At 65.4% G+C, this 18,424-nt stretch carries 13 protein-coding genes; 7 read left to right on the top strand and 6 right to left on the bottom strand.

Annotated features, from left to right (window positions below; all coding sequences use genetic code 11):
• The first annotated feature begins 166 nt into the window (after positions 1 to 166).
• The 6 genes from ABF821_RS01345 (at position 167) to preA (ending at position 8,127) form a co-directional block, all read left to right on the top strand.
• Positions 167 to 661 carry an RNA polymerase sigma factor gene (locus ABF821_RS01345; RefSeq protein ID WP_183008612.1) on the top strand — a complete coding sequence of 165 codons (495 nt, stop codon included), beginning with the start codon at positions 167 to 169 and terminating at the stop codon, positions 659 to 661.
• Complete coding sequence (locus ABF821_RS01340; protein ID WP_415528814.1) at positions 658 to 1,554, top strand: FecR family protein; 897 nt, start codon at positions 658 to 660, stop codon at positions 1,552 to 1,554. Before ABF821_RS01345 ends, ABF821_RS01340 begins: the two co-directional genes overlap by 4 nt.
• 91 nt (positions 1,555 to 1,645) lie before the next feature.
• Positions 1,646 to 4,159: a TonB-dependent receptor domain-containing protein gene (locus ABF821_RS01335; protein ID WP_415528813.1), complete on the top strand. Its 2,514-nt coding sequence runs from the start codon at positions 1,646 to 1,648 to the stop codon at positions 4,157 to 4,159.
• The gene (locus ABF821_RS01330) at positions 4,156 to 5,418 is read left to right on the top strand and encodes a histidine-type phosphatase (protein WP_415528812.1); all 1,263 of its coding nucleotides are present in this window, start codon (positions 4,156 to 4,158) and stop codon (positions 5,416 to 5,418) included. Before ABF821_RS01335 ends, ABF821_RS01330 begins: the two co-directional genes overlap by 4 nt.
• Before the next feature lie 90 nt (positions 5,419 to 5,508).
• Positions 5,509 to 6,855, top strand: a complete 1,347-nt coding sequence (locus tag ABF821_RS01325) for an NAD(P)-dependent oxidoreductase (protein WP_415528811.1) — start codon at positions 5,509 to 5,511, stop codon at positions 6,853 to 6,855.
• Positions 6,856 to 6,858: 3 nt separating this feature from the next.
• On the top strand, positions 6,859 to 8,127 hold the full coding sequence (gene preA / locus ABF821_RS01320) for an NAD-dependent dihydropyrimidine dehydrogenase subunit PreA (protein ID WP_415528810.1): 1,269 nt from the start codon (positions 6,859 to 6,861) through the stop codon (positions 8,125 to 8,127).
• A 98-nt stretch (positions 8,128 to 8,225) separates the two neighbouring features.
• On the opposite strand, the gene ung is transcribed toward preA, so the two are convergent.
• The gene (gene ung / locus ABF821_RS01315; protein WP_182975087.1) at positions 8,226 to 8,921 is read right to left on the bottom strand and encodes a uracil-DNA glycosylase; all 696 of its coding nucleotides are present in this window, start codon (positions 8,919 to 8,921) and stop codon (positions 8,226 to 8,228) included.
• Between the two features lie 80 nt (positions 8,922 to 9,001).
• Complete coding sequence (locus ABF821_RS01310; protein ID WP_182975086.1) at positions 9,002 to 9,709, bottom strand: pirin family protein; 708 nt, start codon at positions 9,707 to 9,709, stop codon at positions 9,002 to 9,004.
• Positions 9,710 to 9,905: 196 nt separating this feature from the next.
• Here ABF821_RS01310 and ABF821_RS01305 point away from each other — a divergent pair, with 196 nt between their 5' ends.
• Positions 9,906 to 10,835 carry a LysR family transcriptional regulator gene (locus tag ABF821_RS01305; RefSeq protein ID WP_415528809.1) on the top strand — a complete coding sequence of 310 codons (930 nt, stop codon included), beginning with the start codon at positions 9,906 to 9,908 and terminating at the stop codon, positions 10,833 to 10,835.
• A 13-nt stretch (positions 10,836 to 10,848) separates the two neighbouring features.
• On the opposite strand, the gene ABF821_RS01300 is transcribed toward ABF821_RS01305, so the two are convergent.
• The 4 genes from ABF821_RS01300 to ABF821_RS01285 form a co-directional block, all read right to left on the bottom strand.
• A complete protein-coding gene (locus tag ABF821_RS01300) occupies positions 10,849 to 13,152 on the bottom strand; it encodes a putative bifunctional diguanylate cyclase/phosphodiesterase (RefSeq protein ID WP_415528808.1) in 2,304 nt (767 codons plus the stop codon).
• Positions 13,149 to 15,236 carry a putative bifunctional diguanylate cyclase/phosphodiesterase gene (locus tag ABF821_RS01295; RefSeq protein WP_415528807.1) on the bottom strand — a complete coding sequence of 696 codons (2,088 nt, stop codon included), beginning with the start codon at positions 15,234 to 15,236 and terminating at the stop codon, positions 13,149 to 13,151. Before ABF821_RS01295 ends, ABF821_RS01300 begins: the two co-directional genes overlap by 4 nt.
• A gap of 234 nt (positions 15,237 to 15,470) precedes the next feature.
• Positions 15,471 to 17,267, bottom strand: coding sequence for an FUSC family protein (locus ABF821_RS01290; protein WP_415528806.1), 1,797 nt, complete (start codon positions 17,265 to 17,267; stop codon positions 15,471 to 15,473).
• 185 nt (positions 17,268 to 17,452) lie between these two features.
• Positions 17,453 to 18,397, bottom strand: a complete 945-nt coding sequence (locus ABF821_RS01285) for a LysR substrate-binding domain-containing protein (protein WP_415528805.1) — start codon at positions 18,395 to 18,397, stop codon at positions 17,453 to 17,455.
• Positions 18,398 to 18,424 lie beyond the last annotated feature (27 nt).

Below are 18,424 nucleotides of genomic sequence, written 5' to 3'. Positions count from 1 at the left end.
GAAAAACAAGTCAGGGCAGGAATGCGCTCCGCGATCATGAAGTTTTCAAGAAGACCGATCCGTTACCCACCCCGCGCCGATGACAGGGCCAGACCGCGCCTCTAGGGTCCGCCCCGATACCGGACAGGCCGTCTACCGGCAGAAATGGGGCGAGGGCGCGAGGGACATGACGGATTGGGCGATCCGGCAGACCGGGTGGGCGTCGCTGCATGCCCGCATTCGCCGCCTGACCGGGCGGCACGATTCCGAAGACCTGTTGCAGACAGCCCTGCTCCACATCCTGGAACGCGGCCACACGGGCATCGCCAACACCGAAGCTTACGTGCTGCGCACGGCGCGAAACCTGGCCATCGACGAATATCGGCGCGAACAACGCGACGGCCTGGTCAGCCTCCCTCCCGACCAGACGGAGGCCATCGCCTGTCCGATGCCCCTGCCCGACGCCGTGGTGCTGGGCCGGCAGCAACTGGCCCGGCTCTCGACCGCCTTCACGGGCCTCGACGCCCGCACCGCACGCATCTTCCTGATGCATCGGCTGGACCACCTGCCCTACCGTACCATCGCCGCCCAGCTCGGCGTCAGCGTCAGCACGGTCGAAAAACAGATCAGCAGGGCGCTGTGCATCCTCACGACGGCCCTGCTGGACGTCGACCCGCCATGAGCGACAGCACTGTCCAGACCGCCGCCCGCTGGTCCGCCCGCCTGCGGGCCGAAGACTGCACCGAAGACGATCGGTGCCGTTTCACCGCATGGCTGGACGAACACCCCCGCCACCGCGAGGTGTTCGCCCTGATGTCCGGCGTCTGGACCTCCTCGGCCACGCTGGCGCATGGCCGGTCACGCCCGGTCACAGCCTCGCGCCGCACCGTCCTGGCGGGCGGAATCGGGCTGGCGGCCAGCCTGTTCGGCCTGCCCGGCGCACCGGCCGAAGCCATGGTCCTGCGTACCGCAACAGGCGAACGGCGCCGCTGCGTCCTGCCGGGCGGCGCCGACCTGCTGCTCGATACCCAGAGCATGCTCATCCTCCCCCCCGCGGGCGCGCACGGTCAGGCGTGGCTACCCGGCGGCCGGATCGCCCTGTCGCTCCCCGGCGGCGGCGCCCCCCTGCGCTTGGCCACACCCACCGGCACACTCACCTCCCCGGCCGGTCAGTTCGATATCGGCGTCCTCGCTGACGGGGTAACCGCCACGGTCCTGGCCGGCCTGCTGACGGCCTTCCCGGCTTCCGGCGCGGCCCCGATCACGATCGGCAGCGGCACACGCCTCATCCTGCGCACCGGCCAAGCCCCCTGCATCGACCACCCCAGACTGGACGACCTGATCGCCTGGCGGACGGGGCGCGTCGTCTTCCGCGATACGCCGCTGAGCGTGGCGATCATGGAAATGAACCGCTACAGCGAACAGAAAATGGAAATCACGTCACCCGTCGTCGGTGCGCTGCGCATCAGCGGGCTCTACCATACCGGCAACATGGCAGGCTTCGCCCGCGCCCTGACGCATCTCCTTCCCGTACGGATCGAAGGCACCCACACCCTGCGCATTGTGAAGCTTTGATGAAACGCGCGCGGACGCATTGAGGACTCATCGCGGGAGTTCGTCACGCCTGTAAGCCGGCGCAACCGGCGCCACAGACAGGATTCCCCCGATGTCACGCTCGCCATCTCCACACCCTTCGCCGCAGACCCTGGCCGCCCTCCTGATCATGTCCACCACCCTCGCCGGTCTCCAGCCGGCACGGGCCGGTACCGCCGCCCCCGTCACCGTGCACCTGCGCGCCCAGCCCCTGGCGGAATCGCTGGAAGACCTGGCGCGCATCAGCGGACGCGACATCCTTTTTGCCAGCAGCGACATCGGCAACCGTTCCGCTCCGGCCGTGGACGGCACGCTCAGCGTGGAAGACGCGGCCTCTCGCCTGCTGCGCGGCAGCGGCCTGCACGCCGTACCGCAGCATGACGGCGGCCTGCTGATCGAAGGCCCGGCAGGTACGCCACCCCACCCCGGCCACCCCACCCACACCGACAGGAAAGACGCAGAGGACATCACTGTCATCCGCCGCGCCGAACGCCTGGCCCCATCAACCGTGCCGCTGACGATCACCGAGCCCACTTCGGTGATCCAGAAACGCTTCATCACCAACAACATCATCCCGCTGGCCAGCGTGGACGACATCATCAAGTTCCAGCCCAGCGTCTGGTCGCAGAACCCGAACGGCCCGGGCATGGGCAAGGCCGAGAAAATCAGCCTGCGCGGCTTTCAGGACGGTCAGTACAACATGACGTTCGACGGCATCCCGTTCGGCGATGCCACCGACCTGGGCCACACCACGTCTTCTCTCTTCATCTCGCATTTTCTCGATCAGGTGCGGGTCGATCGCGGCCCCGGCACGGCCTCGACCAGTGGCAACGCCACCTTCGGCGGCACGATGGGTTTCGAATCCCGCGAACCGGCAAAGCATTTCGGCGTCACGCCTTACGGTACCTACGGCAGTTTCAACACCCGCGCCGGCGGCATCGAACTGGACAGCGGCAAGACCCGCTTCGGCTCAATGGTGCTGGACATGCAGCATGAGGAAACCGACGGCTACCTGACCGGATCGGCCGAACGGCGCAGCAACCTGCTGTTCAAGGACGTGATCGTACTGGGCGAACAGACCACCGTCACCCTGCTGACGACCTACGACAGGGAATGGCAATACACCACCCAGGGCGCGACACTGGCGGAATATGCGAAATATAGCCATGATTACGGGCTGTGTTTCGATCGCGCGCTGCAATGCTACTACGGCTACAATCCCAGCACCTACCAGTCCGATTTCAGCTACGTCAATCTCAAGACCCGCCTCACCCCCTGGCTGACATTCGAAAACAAGCTGTACACCGACGGCTTCGTGCATGATTACACCGAATCGACCGACGCCAGCCAGGACGCCCCCTCCGCCAACGGCGTCACATTCTATTCCGCCGCCGGCAAGAAACTGGCCACCTACAAACACGACATCCCCGGCAAATACGCCCGCGCCGGCTTCCGCGATTATGGCGATACGATGCGCTTTCGCGCCGCCACACCAGTCGGCGACGTCCTGTTCGGCGCCTGGGCCGACGTGCAGGACGACCGGCGCTACAGCTACGCCATCGACCTCACCCAGGGCGGTATCCCGGTACCCGGCAAGACAGGTTCCGCATACAGCTACAATATTTCGGACCTGAACACGACGGTTCAACCCTATCTCGAATTCGACTGGCATCCCATCAAGGGCATGACGGTCAAACCCGGCATCAAATATTCCTATTTCCACCGCGATTATGACGCCGCGATCAACAAATCCACCAAAGTGCCGCTCAACGACCGCCAGACCTTCACCTCCTGGCAACCTTCGATCGCGATCAACCAGATCATCCTGCCGGGCTGGAGCGCCTACGGCCAGATCGCACGCGGCTTCCTCGCCCCGCCGATGAGCGTGTTCCAGACCCAGAATGTCGGCAATGTCAGCCCCGAAACCACGCTGAACTACCAGGTCGGCACTGTCCTCCAGAAGACGCGCTGGACCCTCTCGGCCGATGCCTATTACATCGATTTCTCCAACTACATCGCCTCGGCCCAGATCAAGGTCCCCGGCATCGGCACCCAGAGCACCTCGGTCAACAGCGGCGGCGCCATCTACAAGGGTCTTGAGATCGAAGGCCAATACGCCTTGGGCGCCGGCTTCTCGCTCTACGGCAATTACAGCCTGAACGACGCCCAGTACAAACACACCCATACGCGCATCGCGTCCACCCCGAACATACTGGCCTCCTTCGGCCTGCTGTACGACGACGGAAAGGGTCCATATTTCTCGCTGATCGGCAAATTCGTCGGCAATCACTGGGGCCTCGACAGCACCACCAACAGCGACGGTCACACCGCGTTCACCAACCAGTATCGTATCGGCAGCATCACCACCGCCGACCTGGCCCTGGGCTGGCATTTCCACCACCTGACTGGTTTCATGAGCGACCTGACCCCCAGCCTGAAGATCGCCAACCTGTTCGACAGCCACGCCATCAGCGATTTCGCCGGCAACCAGTCGGCCGCCAGCGCCGGCTATCCCGACGGCGCGCCGCTGTACTGGCGCCTGTCGGGCCGCAGCATCTTCTTCAACCTGTCGGCAACGCTCCCATGAAAACCATCGCCCGCGCCGTCGGCGCGACCCTGCTCCTGGCCGCAACGCTGGGCTGCAATACCCGCGCAGCCGAAAGGCCCGACGATCCCCTGGCCGGCGCAACGCTGGAGAAAATCGTGCTGGTCGCGCGGCATGGCATCCGCAGCCCCACCAGGGCACCGGCGAAGCTGAAAGCCCAGACCGGCCGCGACTGGCCGGCCTGGCCGGTCCCACCGGGGCAACTGACCGCGCACGGCCGCGCGGCCCTGGCCGCCATGACGGACGCGCTGGGCCAGCGTTACCGCCAGTTCGGCCTCATCCCCGCCACCGGCTGTCCCGCCCCCGAAGCGGTCGCGATCTGGGCGGACGCCGCCGACGACCGCACGCGCCAGAGCGGCGCGATCATGGCCGACCATCTCGCTCCACGTTGCGGCCTCCAGTCCCGCGCCCTGCCCGCAGGCCACGCCGACCCAATCTTCAATGCCGTCGGCACCGGCGCCGCGAAACGGGACGAAACGCGCGCAACCAAGGCTCTGGAGCAGGGCGTCGCCCGTGACCTCGACCACCGGCCGCCACCGGTCCAGGCCGCGCTGACACGCCTCCAGGCGCTCGTCGCGCCCGACGGCTGCGCAAGACCGGCCGGCCCGTGCCTGACGGAGCCTCTGACCCTTTCCAATCCTCACGGCACGCCGCACCTCACGGGCGGCCCGCTCCTGGCCGCCACCATCGCCGAGAACATGATGCTGGCCTATGCGCAGGGCATGGCGCCGGAGCAGGTGGCCTGGGGCACGCCGAACGCCGCCGCGCTGCTGGCCACGGTCCTGCCCGCGCACGGATATGCGGCGGCACTGACCCGTCGCCAGCCCGCCTTTGCCGTCCCGCGCGGTGCGGTCCTGTCCCGCGCCATCATCGACCTGATGGCCGATCTCCCGGTCACCCTGCCCGACCACAGCGCAATCGGGCCAAACACGCGGGTCATCCTGTTCGCCGGCCATGACACGACGCTCGACACGCTGGCGGCGATCTTCGGCCTCGACTGGACCTTCACCGACCAGCCCGATTACACGGCGCCGGACACGACCCTGGCCTTCGAGCGCTGGCGCCTGAAGGATGGCAGCCGCGTGGTGCGCGCGGTCATCCTCCATCAGGGGCTCGAACAGCTTCGGGCAGCCCGGCGGCCGGACCTTGCGGGCAGCGGCGCAGCGACCCTGCCGATCGGCGCCTGCGGGGGCGCGACACTCTGCCCGGCGGGGACTCTGCGCCCCACCACAATTTTCTGACCAAACAGTCAAATTTTTCATTGCGAAATAAATACAAACTCTGCGATAGATAATGTCACAGGTCATGCTTCATGACGGAGACCGTCTATCGTGGATTCGCGCCCGGACATTGCCGCCAACCGCCTGTCATCCGAATGCCTGGCCATCAATTTCGCCGACGCCCACCCGCCGCTGACACGCGGCCAGGCGTCGATCGAGGCTGATCGCTGCTATTTCTGCTACGACGCACCGTGCGTGGAGGCCTGCCCCACCGGCATCGACATCCCCGGCTTCATCCGTGGCATCGCCACCGGCAACCTGGCCGGCGCGGCGCGCACCATCCTGGCGTCCAACATCCTCGGCGCCTCCTGCGCCCGCGTCTGCCCGACCGAAATCCTGTGCGAAGGCGCATGCGTGCGCACGGCGCAGGAGGAAAAGCCGGTCGTCATCGGCGCATTGCAGCGCCATGCCACCGACTGGCAGATGCATGCGGGGACCCAACCCTTCCCCCGCGCCGCCGAAACCGGCCGACGCATCGCCATCGTCGGCGCCGGGCCGGCCGGCCTGGCCTGCGCCCATCGCCTGGCCATGTACGGCCACACGGTCACCATCCTCGATGCCCGGCCCAGGGCCGGCGGCCTGAACGAATACGGCATCGCCGCCTACAAGCTGCCGGACGATTTCGCACAGCACGAAATCGACTTCATCACCGCCATCGGCGGCATCACCATCGAAACCGGCCGGACGCTGGGCCGCGACGTCACATTGGCCGATCTCGAAGCGGCATATGATGCCGTCTTCCTCGCCATCGGCCAGGCCGGGGTACGCGCGCTGGGCATCGCGGGCGAGGATCTGGACGGCGTCCTCAACGCCGTGGACTTCATCGCCGGCCTGCGCGCTTCCACCACCGGGGCCGATGTCCCGGTCGGGCGGCGCGTGGTCGTGATCGGCGGCGGCAACACCGCCATCGACGCCGCCGTGCAGGCCCGCCGCCTGGGCGCCGAGGAGGTCACGCTGGTCTATCGGCGCGGGGCCGAAACCATGTCGGCCACCAGCGTCGAGCAGGCCTGGGCGCAGACCAACGGCGTCGCCATCCGCACCTGGGCCGCACCGCAGCGCCTCGACGGCACCAACGGCGCGGTCCGCTCGATCACCTTCACCCGGGGCCGGCTGCTGGAGGGTCGACCGGTCCACGACCAGGGCACATTCACGCTGGAGGCCGATATGGTGCTGAAGGCGGTGGGCCAGCTTTTCCTGCCGGACCCGCTGGATCGCGGCGTACTCGCCATCGAAAACGGCCGCATCGCGGTCGACGCCCAGGGGCGCACCACGCGCCGCCTCGTCTATGCCGGCGGCGACTGCACGCCCGGCGACGACCTGACGGTGGTGGCGGTCCGCGACGGCCGCAACGCCGCCGAGGCCATCCACGCCGATCTCACAGAAGCAACGGGAGCCTGAGCCATGGCCGATCTGCGCAGCCTCTTCGCCGGCATCCGCTCGCCCAACCCGTTCTGGCTGGCTTCCGCCCCGCCGACCGACAAGGACTATAACGTCCGCCGCGCGCTGGCGGCCGGCTGGGGCGGCGTGGTGTGGAAAACGCTGGGCGAAGACCCGCCGGTGGTCAATGTCAGCAGCCGGTACGGCGCCTTCAATTACAATGGCGACCGGCTGGTCGGGCTCAACAATATCGAGCTGATCACCGACCGCCCGCTGGCCGTCAACCTGGCCGAAATCAAGTCGGTCAAACGCGACTACCCCGACCGCGCCATCGTGGTCAGCCTGATGGTGCCCTGCGTCGAGGAAAGCTGGAAACGCATCCTGCCGCTGGTGGAAGAAACCGGGGCTGATGGCATCGAACTCAATTTCGGCTGTCCGCATGGCATGTCCGAACGCAACATGGGCTCGGCCGTCGGCCAGGTGCCCGAATATGTCGAGATGGTCACGCGCTGGGTAAAGCAGAACACCCGCATGCCGACCATCGTGAAGCTCACACCGAACATCACCGACATCATGCAACCGGCTGGCGCCGCCCTGCGCGGCGGTGCCGATGCCGTCTCGCTGATCAACACCATCCAGTCGGTCGTCGCGGTCGATCTCGACGCCATGGCGCCGATGCCGGTGGTCGGCGGCCTGGGCACCCATGGCGGCTATTGCGGCCCGGCCGTCAAGCCGATCGCACTGCGCATGGTGGGCGAGATCGCACGCAACGCCGTGACGCGCGGCCTGCCGATTTCAGGCATCGGCGGCATTTCAACCTGGCGCGACGCGGCAGAATTTCTCGTCATGGGCGCCAGCACGCTGCAAGTCTGCACGGCGGCGATGCATTACGGCTTCCGCATCGTCGAAGACATGATCACCGGCCTGTCCAACTGGATGGACCAGAAAGGCTTCGCCACCATCGACGACGTCACCGGCCGCGCGATTCCGAATTTCGTCAACTGGAACCAGCTCAACCTGAAATTCAGGACCCTCGCGAAAATCGACCAGGATGCCTGCATCAAATGCGGCCTGTGCCACATCGCCTGCGAGGACACATCGCACCAGGCCATCGCGAAACTGCACATCGACAGCGCACGCCGTTACGAAGTGATCGACGAGGAATGCGTGGGCTGCAATCTCTGCGCCCATGTCTGCCCGGTCGATGACTGCATCACCATGGTACCGCAGCCGGTGGAGGGTGTGCTGACCTGGCCTCATCATCCGAACAATCCCGCACGGGCGGCCGAGTAAAAAAGACGACCATTCATTCAGGGACCTCGCACGCCCTAAAAAAACTCCAGAAAAAATAAAAGTTTTTTGGTTCTTTTTTTCAAAAAAGAACGCCCCCTTCAAACATCCTTCGGCGGCTCCACCGGCAGCCGCCAATCGATCGGCGTCACCCCATGGCTGACCAGAAATTCATTGGCCTTGGAAAAATGACGACAGCCGAAGAAGCCATTATGCGCCGAGAGGGGTGACGGATGCGCCGCCTTCAGCACCAGATGCCGCGACTGGTCGACAAAGGCCGCCTTTCGCTGGGCATACGCGCCCCACAGCATGAAGACAGCCGGCGTGCGCTGCTCATTGACGCGGGCGATCACGGCGTCGGTAAACTGCTCCCACCCCTGCTTCTGGTGCGAGGCCGCATTGCCGCGTTCCACTGTCAGCACAGAGTTCAGCAGCAGCACGCCCTGCTTCGCCCAGGATTCCAGATAGCCATGACGGGCCGGCGGAATCCCCAGATCGCTCTGGAGTTCCTTGTAGATATTGACCAGAGACGGTGGAATGCGCACGCCGGGCCGCACGCTGAAGCACAACCCATGGGCCTGCCCATCCCCATGATACGGGTCCTGGCCCAGAATCACGACCTTGACGTCGTTCAGCGGGGTCAGGTCCAGCGCCCGGAAATATTCCGCTCCCTTGGGGAAGATCACCTTGCCCCGTGCCTTCTCCGCCTGAAGGAATGCCTTCAGCGCCTGCATGTAGGGCGCGTCGAATTCGGGGGCCAGAGCCGTCTTCCAGCTCTCATCCAGTCTGATCGTCATGACGGCATCAAGCGACGCCACGCCGCAAAAATCAAGCCGCACCGCCCGCCCCCGCCGTTCAGGGCGGGGGCGGAACAGGCTCAGGCCGCAACATCCACCAGCACGATCTCGGCATCGTCGAGCGCGCGCACGACCAGCGTGTCGGTCTCCGATATCGCCGCGCCGTCCCGTGTGCCCACGGTCTTTCCCTCGATCTCCACGCTGCCCTTGGCGGGGACGAGATAACCCATCCGTTCCACGCCCAACCGATATTCCGCGCTTTCCCCCTTCTTCAGGGTCGCGCCCAGTACCCGCGCATCGGCATGGATCGGCAAGGCATCGCCACCCGCGTCGGCATCGTAACCCGAGGCCAGCGCCACGAATCCGCCGCCACGCTCGCCCCGGGGAAAGCTCCGCGTGCCCCACGATGGCGCATGCCCCGTACGATCGGGCATGATCCAGATCTGGAAGATGCGCGTCGTGCCGGGCTCGCGGTTATACTCGCTGTGCATGATGCCGGTCCCGGCCGACATCACCTGCACGTCGCCCGCCTCGGTGCGCCCCGAATTGCCCAGATTATCCCGATGCGTAATGGCCCCTTGGCGCACATAGGTGATGATTTCCATGTCGCGGTGCGGATGGGTGCCGAACCCGGTTCCCGGCGCGATGGCATCATCGTTCCATACGCGCAACGCACCCCAGTGCATCCGGCGCGGATCGTAATAATCCGCGAAGGAAAAATGATGTTTCGCATCGAGCCAGCCATGGTCGGCATGACCCAGCTCCGCGAACGGCCGAACGTCGATCATCGTGATCGCCTCCAATGCGTTGAATGTCCGGACGGACCCTACGCCTCCGCCGACGCCCGGCGATACGGCAGGAAGCGAAACCCTTCGTTTCCGGAATTTCCACGCCCCAGCGCCGTCAGCCCCGCATCTGGACGGTCCCTCCCGGAAAATATATGGAAAGAGTCCGACCTGACCGTTTCAAAAGAGGCTGCTCCGCATGCGATTGCCCGATTTCGAAGCCTGGGCGATTTTCGCGAAAGTGGCCGAATGGGGCTCGTTCGCACGCACGGCCGAGGATATCCAGCTCTCCAAGCCAACCGTCTCGAAGGCCGTCTCCCGGCTGGAGCAGGCCCTGGGCGCCAGCCTGTTCAACCGCAATTCGCGGCAATTATCCCTCACCGAGATGGGCCGCCACGCCCTGGGCCATGCCAGCCGGATCATCGCCGAAGCCGAGGCCGCCGAGGCGGGGGCCAGGGACGGCACGCTGAAACCCTCGGGCCTGATCCGCATCGCCGCCCCCATGACGTTCGGCGTCAAGCATATCTCACCGATCCTGCCCGCCTTCCTGCACCGCTACCCCGATATCGACCTTACGCTCGATTTCAGCGATTCGATCGTCGATCTGGTGGCCGAGGGCTACGACATCGCGCTGCGGATCTCCTCGCTGGCGGATTCATCGCTGCGGGCCCGCCGGCTCTGCACGGTCAGGCTCCTGCTGGTCGCCACCCCGGCCTGGCTGGATGTAACCGGCCGCCCCACCCATCCGCGCGATCTGGAAGCGTACAAGAGCTTCGTCTACACCAACACCTCGGCACCGGGGACGATGCGACTGCACCATGCGCCTTCCGGCAAGGATTACGTGCTCTCTCAGGCCTCGCGCCTGCGCGCGAACAATGCGGAAGGGTTCCTGCCGGCGCTCGAGGCCGGACTGGGATTCGGTCTGTTTCCCGAATTCATGATCTGGGACAGCCTCCAGGCCGGACGCCTGGAAATCATCCTGCCGGACTGGCAGGCCCCGCCGATCGCGCTCTATCTGGTCACGCCTCCCAGCCCGCTGCGCCCGGCGCGCGTCAACGCCTTGCTGGATTATTTCGTCGAGGCCTTCGCGCTGCCACCGTGGGCGCGTCACGCCACCCCGCAGGAATAGCGTTTCTCACCGTTCACCGCCGACTGTCGAGCCCGGCGATCAACAACGCATCCGCCTCTCCCGGAGCCGGCCGTCCGTAAAGATAGCCCTGCACTTCCCGGCATCCTTCCGCGCGCACCAGCGCAAGCTGGTCCTCGGTCTCGACCCCTTCGGCGACGATCCGCACCCCCAGGCGCTGGCCCAGATCGGCAATGGCCCGTACCACGGCGGCGCATTCCGGGCGTTCCAGCGCATCCCTCACGAAGGAGCCATCGATCTTGATCTTGTCGAACGCGAATGTCCGCAAATGGGCCAGCGACGAATAGCCGGTCCCGAAATCGTCCAGCGAAATCCGCACCCCCATTTCACGCAGCGACAGCAACTCCTGGATGCCGCGATGCTCGTCGCCCAGCAGCGCCGTCTCGGTCACCTCGATCTCCAGCCGTTCCGCCGGCAGGCCCGAAGCGGCAAGAGTCGCCGAGACGAGATCGACCAGCGTTCCCTTGCCCAACTGCATGGCAGACACGTTGACGGCCACATGCGCCTCGTCCGCCCATTGCGCGGCACTCCGGCAGGCCCGGTCCAGGATGAACGCGCCCAGTTGGTCGATCAGACCGCACTGCTCGGCCACCGGCACGAACCGGCCGGGAGAAACCCAGCCCTGCTCAGGATGATGCCAGCGCGCCAGGGCCTCGCGCGACGTCACACGCCCGGACGGAAGATCGACGATCGGTTGGTAGAACACGAACACCCCATCCCCGCTCGCCAGGGCCGATCGCAGTTCCTCTTCCAGGCGCACGCGCTCCTGCACCTGCTTCTCAAGATCGGGCGAAAACAGCCTGGCGGTCCCCCTCCCGGCTTCCTTGGCGGCATACAGCGCCATGTCGGCGCGCGACAGCAGGATATCGGGTTCCCCGCCATGTTCCGGCGCCAGCGCAATGCCGACCGAGGCCCCGATCCGGATCGTCCGATCGTAATCCAGATCGAAGGGCGCGCCGAGCGCCGTAACAATCAGGTCGGCCAGCAAAAGCGCCTGCTGGCGGGAATCATGGGGCAGCAGCACGGCAAACTCGTCCCCCCCGAGACGGGTCAGCGTGACGGCAGGACCATTGCAGACCATTTTCAGCCTGGCCGCCACCTGCTGAAGCAGGGCATCGCCGATCTGGTGCCCGCGCGTGTCGTTGACCAGCTTGAAGCCATCCAGGTCGATGTAGAGCAAGCCCACCCGATTGCCGGGCGTGGCCAGACGATCCTCGAGTTCCCTGCGGAACGTGACCCGGTTGGGCAATTCGGTCAGCGCATCGTAATGCGCCAGATGGCGGATGCGATTTTCCGCCTCCACTTCCTTGGTCACCAGCGCCCAGGTCAGCATGGGCGCCATATAATGACCGTCCATGGCGGTGATGGCGGAAATCTTGAGGTCCAGAACCTCGTCGCCCAGACGGATGCGCGCATTGTGCGGCAGGTTGTTCGGGTCGGCGAGAATCCCGCGCTGATGGGCCGGCGAACGGTGGAACACGTCGATGGAGGTGCCGATCAGGTCATCGGCGCGGATCGGCAGCAGATGTTCGATGCTGCGGATCAGCACCTTGGACATCTGGTTGGCATAGTTGATGATATAGGTCTGCGGCTCGACCGTCATCACCGCCACGGGCATGTTGTCGATCATCCGCAGCAGCAGTTCCTGTTCCTTCGCCCGCCGCTGCTCCTCCGCCCGCGCATTCACGGTCTTTGAAAAATCGCGATAGGTGCTGGTCAGCACGACAAGGCCACCGATCGAATCGACAAGCAGGCTCATGGTTGCCGCCAGATGGATCGCCGTCCCGCTGACCAGACAGAGAATGAACAGCGTCACATTGGCGATGATCGCGAGCCGGATCGCCGCGACCCGCAGATGCGCAAGGCAGTATATGACGGCCAGCGTGGTGGTGGCGACAAAGAAGAAGAGAAAGGACCGTGTCGCCGCGTCACCGTAGGAATGCAGGGCGAACACCCATCCTGCCTGGAGGATGATCAACCCGACCGAAAGACGGCTGGTATTGGCCAGCGCCGCCAGAACCTGGTCGAGCGTCGGATCGGCCTTTCTGGCCCGTAGCCAGGCCCGCATCCTCACGACGCAGAACACGGTGCACAATGCGGGGCACAAGAGCGAAAGCCAGCCGGGTGCCTGTCGAACGAACAAGGCGCCAAGCAGCCACGCATTGGCAATCAGGATGACATGCATGATCGGCAGGGTCTGGGCGCAGCGATAGTACCGGGCCACCGCCAGTTCAGAGCTTTCGGCCTCGCCGGTGCCAAACCAGCCTTCGCGGCCGAAAGGCCAGTTGAGAGTCTTCATGCCCCGCTCTCCGCCCGCCTCATATCCACCGCACCTGCGCCATCCGGGCCACCATTCAGCCGCGCGATCTGCCCTTTGCGGATGATGTCATCCACCGTGACGGGATGTCCGAGGAGAAATCCCTGCGCTTCCTCGCAGCCTTCGACATTCAGCATCGAAAGCTGGTCGTAGGTTTCGATGCCCTCCGCCATCACCGGAATGCCGAAGCTCTTTCCCAACGCCAGGACGGCCCGGATGATGGCCGTCGTCTGGGTCGTCGCCTCCGAGGCGCTGAAGAAGGACCGGTCGATCTTGATCCGGTCGAAGGTGAACGATCGCAGGGTATCCAGCGACGAATAGCCGGTGCCGAAATCATCCAGCGCAATGCTCACCTTCAACGCCCGGATCTGGCGCAGCAGATCCAGCGACCGCTCGCGATCGGCGAAAATAGTCGATTCCGTCAGTTCCAGTTCCAGCCGTTCGGGGGCCAGCCCCGTCTCGGCCAGAACTTTCCGGACAATCTCCGGCAGATCGGCGTTGATGAACTGCACGGCGGAGAGATTGACGGCGATCGTATAAGGCGGCTCCCACGTCACGGCTTCGCGGCACGCCGTGTACAGCACCCATTCCCCGATCGACAGGATCAGCCCGCTCTCCTCGGCCAGCGGAATAAACTCACTGGGGGGAATCTGGCCCAATCTGGGATGATTCCAGCGCAGCAGGGCCTCGTAGCCGCGAATGCGGCCGGTGGAGACGATCGTCTGGACCTGATAATGCAGCGTAAGCTGGTTATGGCTGATCGCATCGCGCAGATCCGCGGCCAGCGCACGACGTTCGCGAATCCGTTCGTCCATGCCGGCTTCGTAGAAACAAATCCGCTGCAACGGGTTCGATTTGGCGCGATACATCGCCAGATCCGCGCAATTGACCAGATTTTCCCTGTCGACGGCATCATCGGGAAAGATCGCAACCCCCAGGCTGCCCCCGGGCGTGATTTCAAGATTTTCAAACGCGATCGGGTCCGAAAGGGCCTGTTCAATCCGGGAGACAAACCCGGTGACATCGCCGGAAATGCCGATACGGTACAGCGCCGTGAATTCGTCTCCGCCGGTCCGGGCGATAAACCGGCCCTGCTCCACCTGCTGCATGGCCTTCATGCGCTGGCCAAGCACGCGCAGCACCTCATCGCCAACCGAATGCCCACGCAGATCGTTGATGTCCTTGAAACGATCCAAATCAATGCCGATCAGGGCCAGCCGGCCCCCGCGCTGCGCCGCCAGCGCGATTTCAAAATCCAGCCGATCATTGAAATGCGCCCGGTTCGGCAAACCGGTCAGCGCATCGTTCAACGCCATGCGCCGCAATCGTTCGACGGTCTCGGCCCGCGTGCTGTCGTCGATCAGGTAGCTGACCATACCCATCACCAGGATGATCAGGCTCATGCCGATCACCGCCATGGTCATGGTTCTCAGGGCTTCGGAATGAACGGACACCACGCTCTCGCCGCCCGAAACGACATGAAGGGCCGTCATGCCCAGAAAATGCACCGACAGGATGGCGGCGGCGAACAGAGCGGCCATGGCATTGGTGCCCCGCGCCGTGCCCTTCAGCGCCATATACAGGGCCGCCATGGCCAGAACGGGACCAAGTATGCCCGACTCGACCACATAGAGCAGATCCCAATGGACCTGCCCTTGGACATGAAAGGCCATCATGCCGACGTAATGCATGGCCGCGATCGAAAACCCCAGCAGGCCGCCGCCCACCACGGAGGGCCATCTGATGGCCTTGCTGCCGGCGGCGATGAACCCCAGGACACTCCCGACGATGCAGATGAACAGCGACAGCAGGGTCAGAAACGGATCGAACGTCACGACCGCCCCCGACCGGAAGCCCATCATCGCGATGAAGTGCGTGCACCAGATGGCCACACCGGTCGCCAGGGCGGTCAACACGTACCACCCGATCCGCTGCGACCCGTTCGTCTGCATGGCGCGGCGGAACAGGCGCGCCGTCACCCACGCCCCCACGCCGCAGAGAAACGCTGCGACCAGCACGATCCGAAGGTCATGCTCAAGAAGGATGCAGGCGAATAAAGAACTCACCGAAACATGTCTTTCTTCAATGAAAAAAAGCGCGATTTTTCTGCCTAATATCACCGAAGAAATATTCTTCAAGTCCTTATCCAGCTCCACTGATACTGAATTCGCGCATATCCCAACCACCGCCGGTCATGATGCCACGCACTCGCAATCAGGACCCGACCCCCCGGTTACGGACGACCGTTCGGCACGCGCCCCCGCATCGAGGCGCGCCCGCAAAACGTCCGAAGGGCGCCCTCACCGGCCGCTGACGCCCCCGCTTCGGTCATGCAGCATGATGGCCCTGAGCGCGGCCGCCAGGTCTTCCCCGGCCGGAGCCCGCATTTCGGCCCGGCGCAGCAGCGCGGGCACAAGGGCCGCCGCCCGCGCCGGGTTGCGGGTCCAGACGCGCAGAAACGCCGCCAGCCGCCGGGCAGCAGGCACCGGAAGCGCGCCGCCCGCCATGGCCTCGCGAATCTCGATCACACACAGGCCCTGCACCATGACGGCCATATGCGCGGCGAAATAGGCGAAAAGCAGTTCCTGACCCACACCCCGCCCGGTGCGGACGGCGCGCACCATGCTCTCGGCGTTCGTCATCAGCCAGGCGTGCGCCGAAGGCACGCTCCGCCCCGTCGCCAGGCCGGGCAACCGCCGTTCCGCCCAGCCGATGGTGCGCCGCAGATGCTCGTCGGGCCGAAAGGGCAGCACGAGGCGGAAGATCGCGCCGGCAAAAAACACCGCCGCCAGAAAAGCCATCGTCCCGTTCAGGAAGGCGCTTTCGTCATACCGGCCGGCGTTGGACGGCCCGATCAGGACCGGCAGAAACATGTTGAAGGAAAAGGCATGGTTCGCCAGTCGCGGCGTCCGGGCGGCCAGCCCACCGACCACCATCGGCACTAGCAGGCAGAAGGCCAGCATTTCCGGCGCCGTCACCATCGGCACGATCAGCAGCACATAGACAGCGGCGACGACCGCACACCACACCGCCCCCCGGGCGAAGGCCGCCGAAGCCAGTACCGGCACCTCCCGCGTCGCCAGCAGCCCATAGACCAGCACGACATACGCAATGAACCCGATCCCCGATGGCCACGCCGTCACATACCAGATCACCGACGCCGCCAGCACGCCCGCCGCCACCCGCGCGCCATTCCTCAGCCCCTGCGTCGCCTGCCGTACCGAACGGCTGCGAAACCGAAAGCGGTCCCCGCGGCGCGGCGCGGCGATGGCCTCGATATGCCGCTCCCCGCCATCCAGCCTCCGCAGCACGGAGGCCCAGGGCGCCCCCGCGCGGACCCGCGCCATGGCCGCCAGCAGGTCGGCCACCGCCGCACGGGCATGGTCGGCCACCCGCCCGGCCGCCGGCCCCATCTCCAGCACATCGAATTCGATCCGCGCCGATGCCGTCATGATATCTGCCAGCAGGGCGCTTTCGGTCGCCGGGCCGGGCTCGGCCGCATGCCAGTTCTCCAGCCTCTGCCGGACCATGGCGGACATGCCGCGCAACCGCGCCAGCAATGCCCCCCGCGCCCGCTCGCGCATGCCGGGCGAAAACAGCATGGCCAGCGCCGCCTCGCAGAGAATACCGAGCGCGATATACGTCCCCCGCGCCATCGCGATGAAGAACGCATCGCCAGGCGAGGCGATCCCATCCGTGGCCACGATGGCGGCCGTAAAGCTGGCGACCAGAAAGCCGTAGCTCCGGTAGCCGTCAAAAGCCGTGGCCAGCCCGCAGCACACCCCGGTCCACAGGGCGAGGCAGAGAAAGAACAGCCCCGCCTCCTGCGGAAAGGCGGCAATCAGCGCCACCCCCACGCCGCACCCCACGACCGTCCCGGCCAGACGCCAGCGTGCCTTGGAAAACGACTCCCCGCGCGAGGCCGTCGCCACGGTCCAGACGGTCAGCGGCGCCCATTGCGGGCTGCCCAGTTCCATCCACATCGCAATCAGCAACGACAGGATGGCGGCGCACGCGGTCCGGACCGCGAACCCCAGATCGGCCCGCGCAGGCGCGAACAGCCAGTTCCACCGCTCCGCGCTCACAGCCGTCTTCACTCCCCCGCTTTCGGCGGCGGACAGTGAGCGTGGGCACAGGCGGCGTCCAAGTGATTTTCATGATCAAATCATAAAGCGCGCTTATGAAGCCAAGTTCTCTCTTCTTTTTCTGAAGAAAAAGAAGCAAAAAGACTTCTCTCCGTTCAGGGCCATCGCGCGCCCCAGCAAAAAAACTCCCAAACGAATCAAAGTTTTTTGGTTCTTTTTTTCAAAAAAGAACGCCTTTCCTCCATCGTCAGCACATCCGTCAGCACCAGACCGGACGCGACATGCCAGCACCGCGCCATCAATGCGCTGGTCATCGGCTGCCGCACCCGCACCAGCCCGACCGCCGGCGTCAACGACGGATCGAGCCGCCGGATCTGAAGCGGGGTACCATCCGTGCGCGGCGGCAAAGCCGCCACCGGCAGGATCGAGGCCAGGCGCCCCGCCCGAAGTTCCGCATGCAGAAGGTCCAGCGCATTCGTCTCGAAGCGCACATCGGGCACGACACCCGCCTCCGCGAAGCCGCGATCGACGATCTGCCGGCTGCGCATCGACCGATCCAGCAGGCACAGCGGCAACCCGGCCGCATCACCCCACGAACAGCGCACACGCCCCGGCATCACAATGCCCGGTCCGCCCACCAGCACATGCTGCTCCACGTAAAGCTCATGCGCCTCGAACGGCCCCCCGGCCGGCAACTGGTCGAGATAGACGATCCCCAGTCCAAACCGCTGTTCGGACAGGCCCCGCAGGATGTCGCCATGCGCGGCGACGGTCAGTTCCAGATGCAGCGCCGGTATCGCGGCCCGCAGGCTTTCCATCAGCAGCGGCGCCAGTTGCTGGGCTGGCGGCATGATGCCGATGGCCAGACTGCCGCCGGCCTCTTCATGGGCAAACCCGGCGTCCTGCCGCAACCCGTCCAGCGCGGCGAGGCTCTGCCGCGCCCAGGCCAGCACCCGCTCGCCCTCCGGCGTCAGCCCCAGCACCCGCTGCCGGCGGCGGACGATGGTCACACCCAGTTCATGCTCCAACTGCCGGATCGCCGCCGAAAGCGCGGGCTGCGACACGCCGCAATGTTCCGCCGCGCGCGAGAAATGGCGAAACCGATCGAGCGCCACGAGATAGGTCAACTGCCGGAGGAACAAGACGCCCTTCCTTCACGTTACGGAACC

This window comes from Gluconacetobacter sp. (assembly GCF_047721585.1).
Taxonomy (GTDB): domain Bacteria; phylum Pseudomonadota; class Alphaproteobacteria; order Acetobacterales; family Acetobacteraceae; genus Gluconacetobacter; species Gluconacetobacter dulcium.
Note: the sequence above shows the minus strand (reverse complement) of the source record. Positions and strands in the feature narration are given on the sequence as shown.

Coding starts and splice junctions, on each gene's coding strand:
- ABF821_RS01300 (WP_415528808.1), bottom strand. CDS start 13,152: ATGAAGACTCTCAACTGGCCTTTCGGCCGCGAAGGCTGGTTTGGCACC.
- ABF821_RS01305 (WP_415528809.1), top strand. CDS start 9,906: ATGCGATTGCCCGATTTCGAAGCCTGGGCGATTTTCGCGAAAGTGGCC.
- ABF821_RS01330 (WP_415528812.1), top strand. CDS start 4,156: ATGAAAACCATCGCCCGCGCCGTCGGCGCGACCCTGCTCCTGGCCGCA.
- ung (WP_182975087.1), bottom strand. CDS start 8,921: ATGACGATCAGACTGGATGAGAGCTGGAAGACGGCTCTGGCCCCCGAA.
- ABF821_RS01345 (WP_183008612.1), top strand. CDS start 167: ATGACGGATTGGGCGATCCGGCAGACCGGGTGGGCGTCGCTGCATGCC.
- preA (WP_415528810.1), top strand. CDS start 6,859: ATGGCCGATCTGCGCAGCCTCTTCGCCGGCATCCGCTCGCCCAACCCG.
- ABF821_RS01340 (WP_415528814.1), top strand. CDS start 658: ATGAGCGACAGCACTGTCCAGACCGCCGCCCGCTGGTCCGCCCGCCTG.
- ABF821_RS01335 (WP_415528813.1), top strand. CDS start 1,646: ATGTCACGCTCGCCATCTCCACACCCTTCGCCGCAGACCCTGGCCGCC.
- ABF821_RS01310 (WP_182975086.1), bottom strand. CDS start 9,709: ATGATCGACGTTCGGCCGTTCGCGGAGCTGGGTCATGCCGACCATGGC.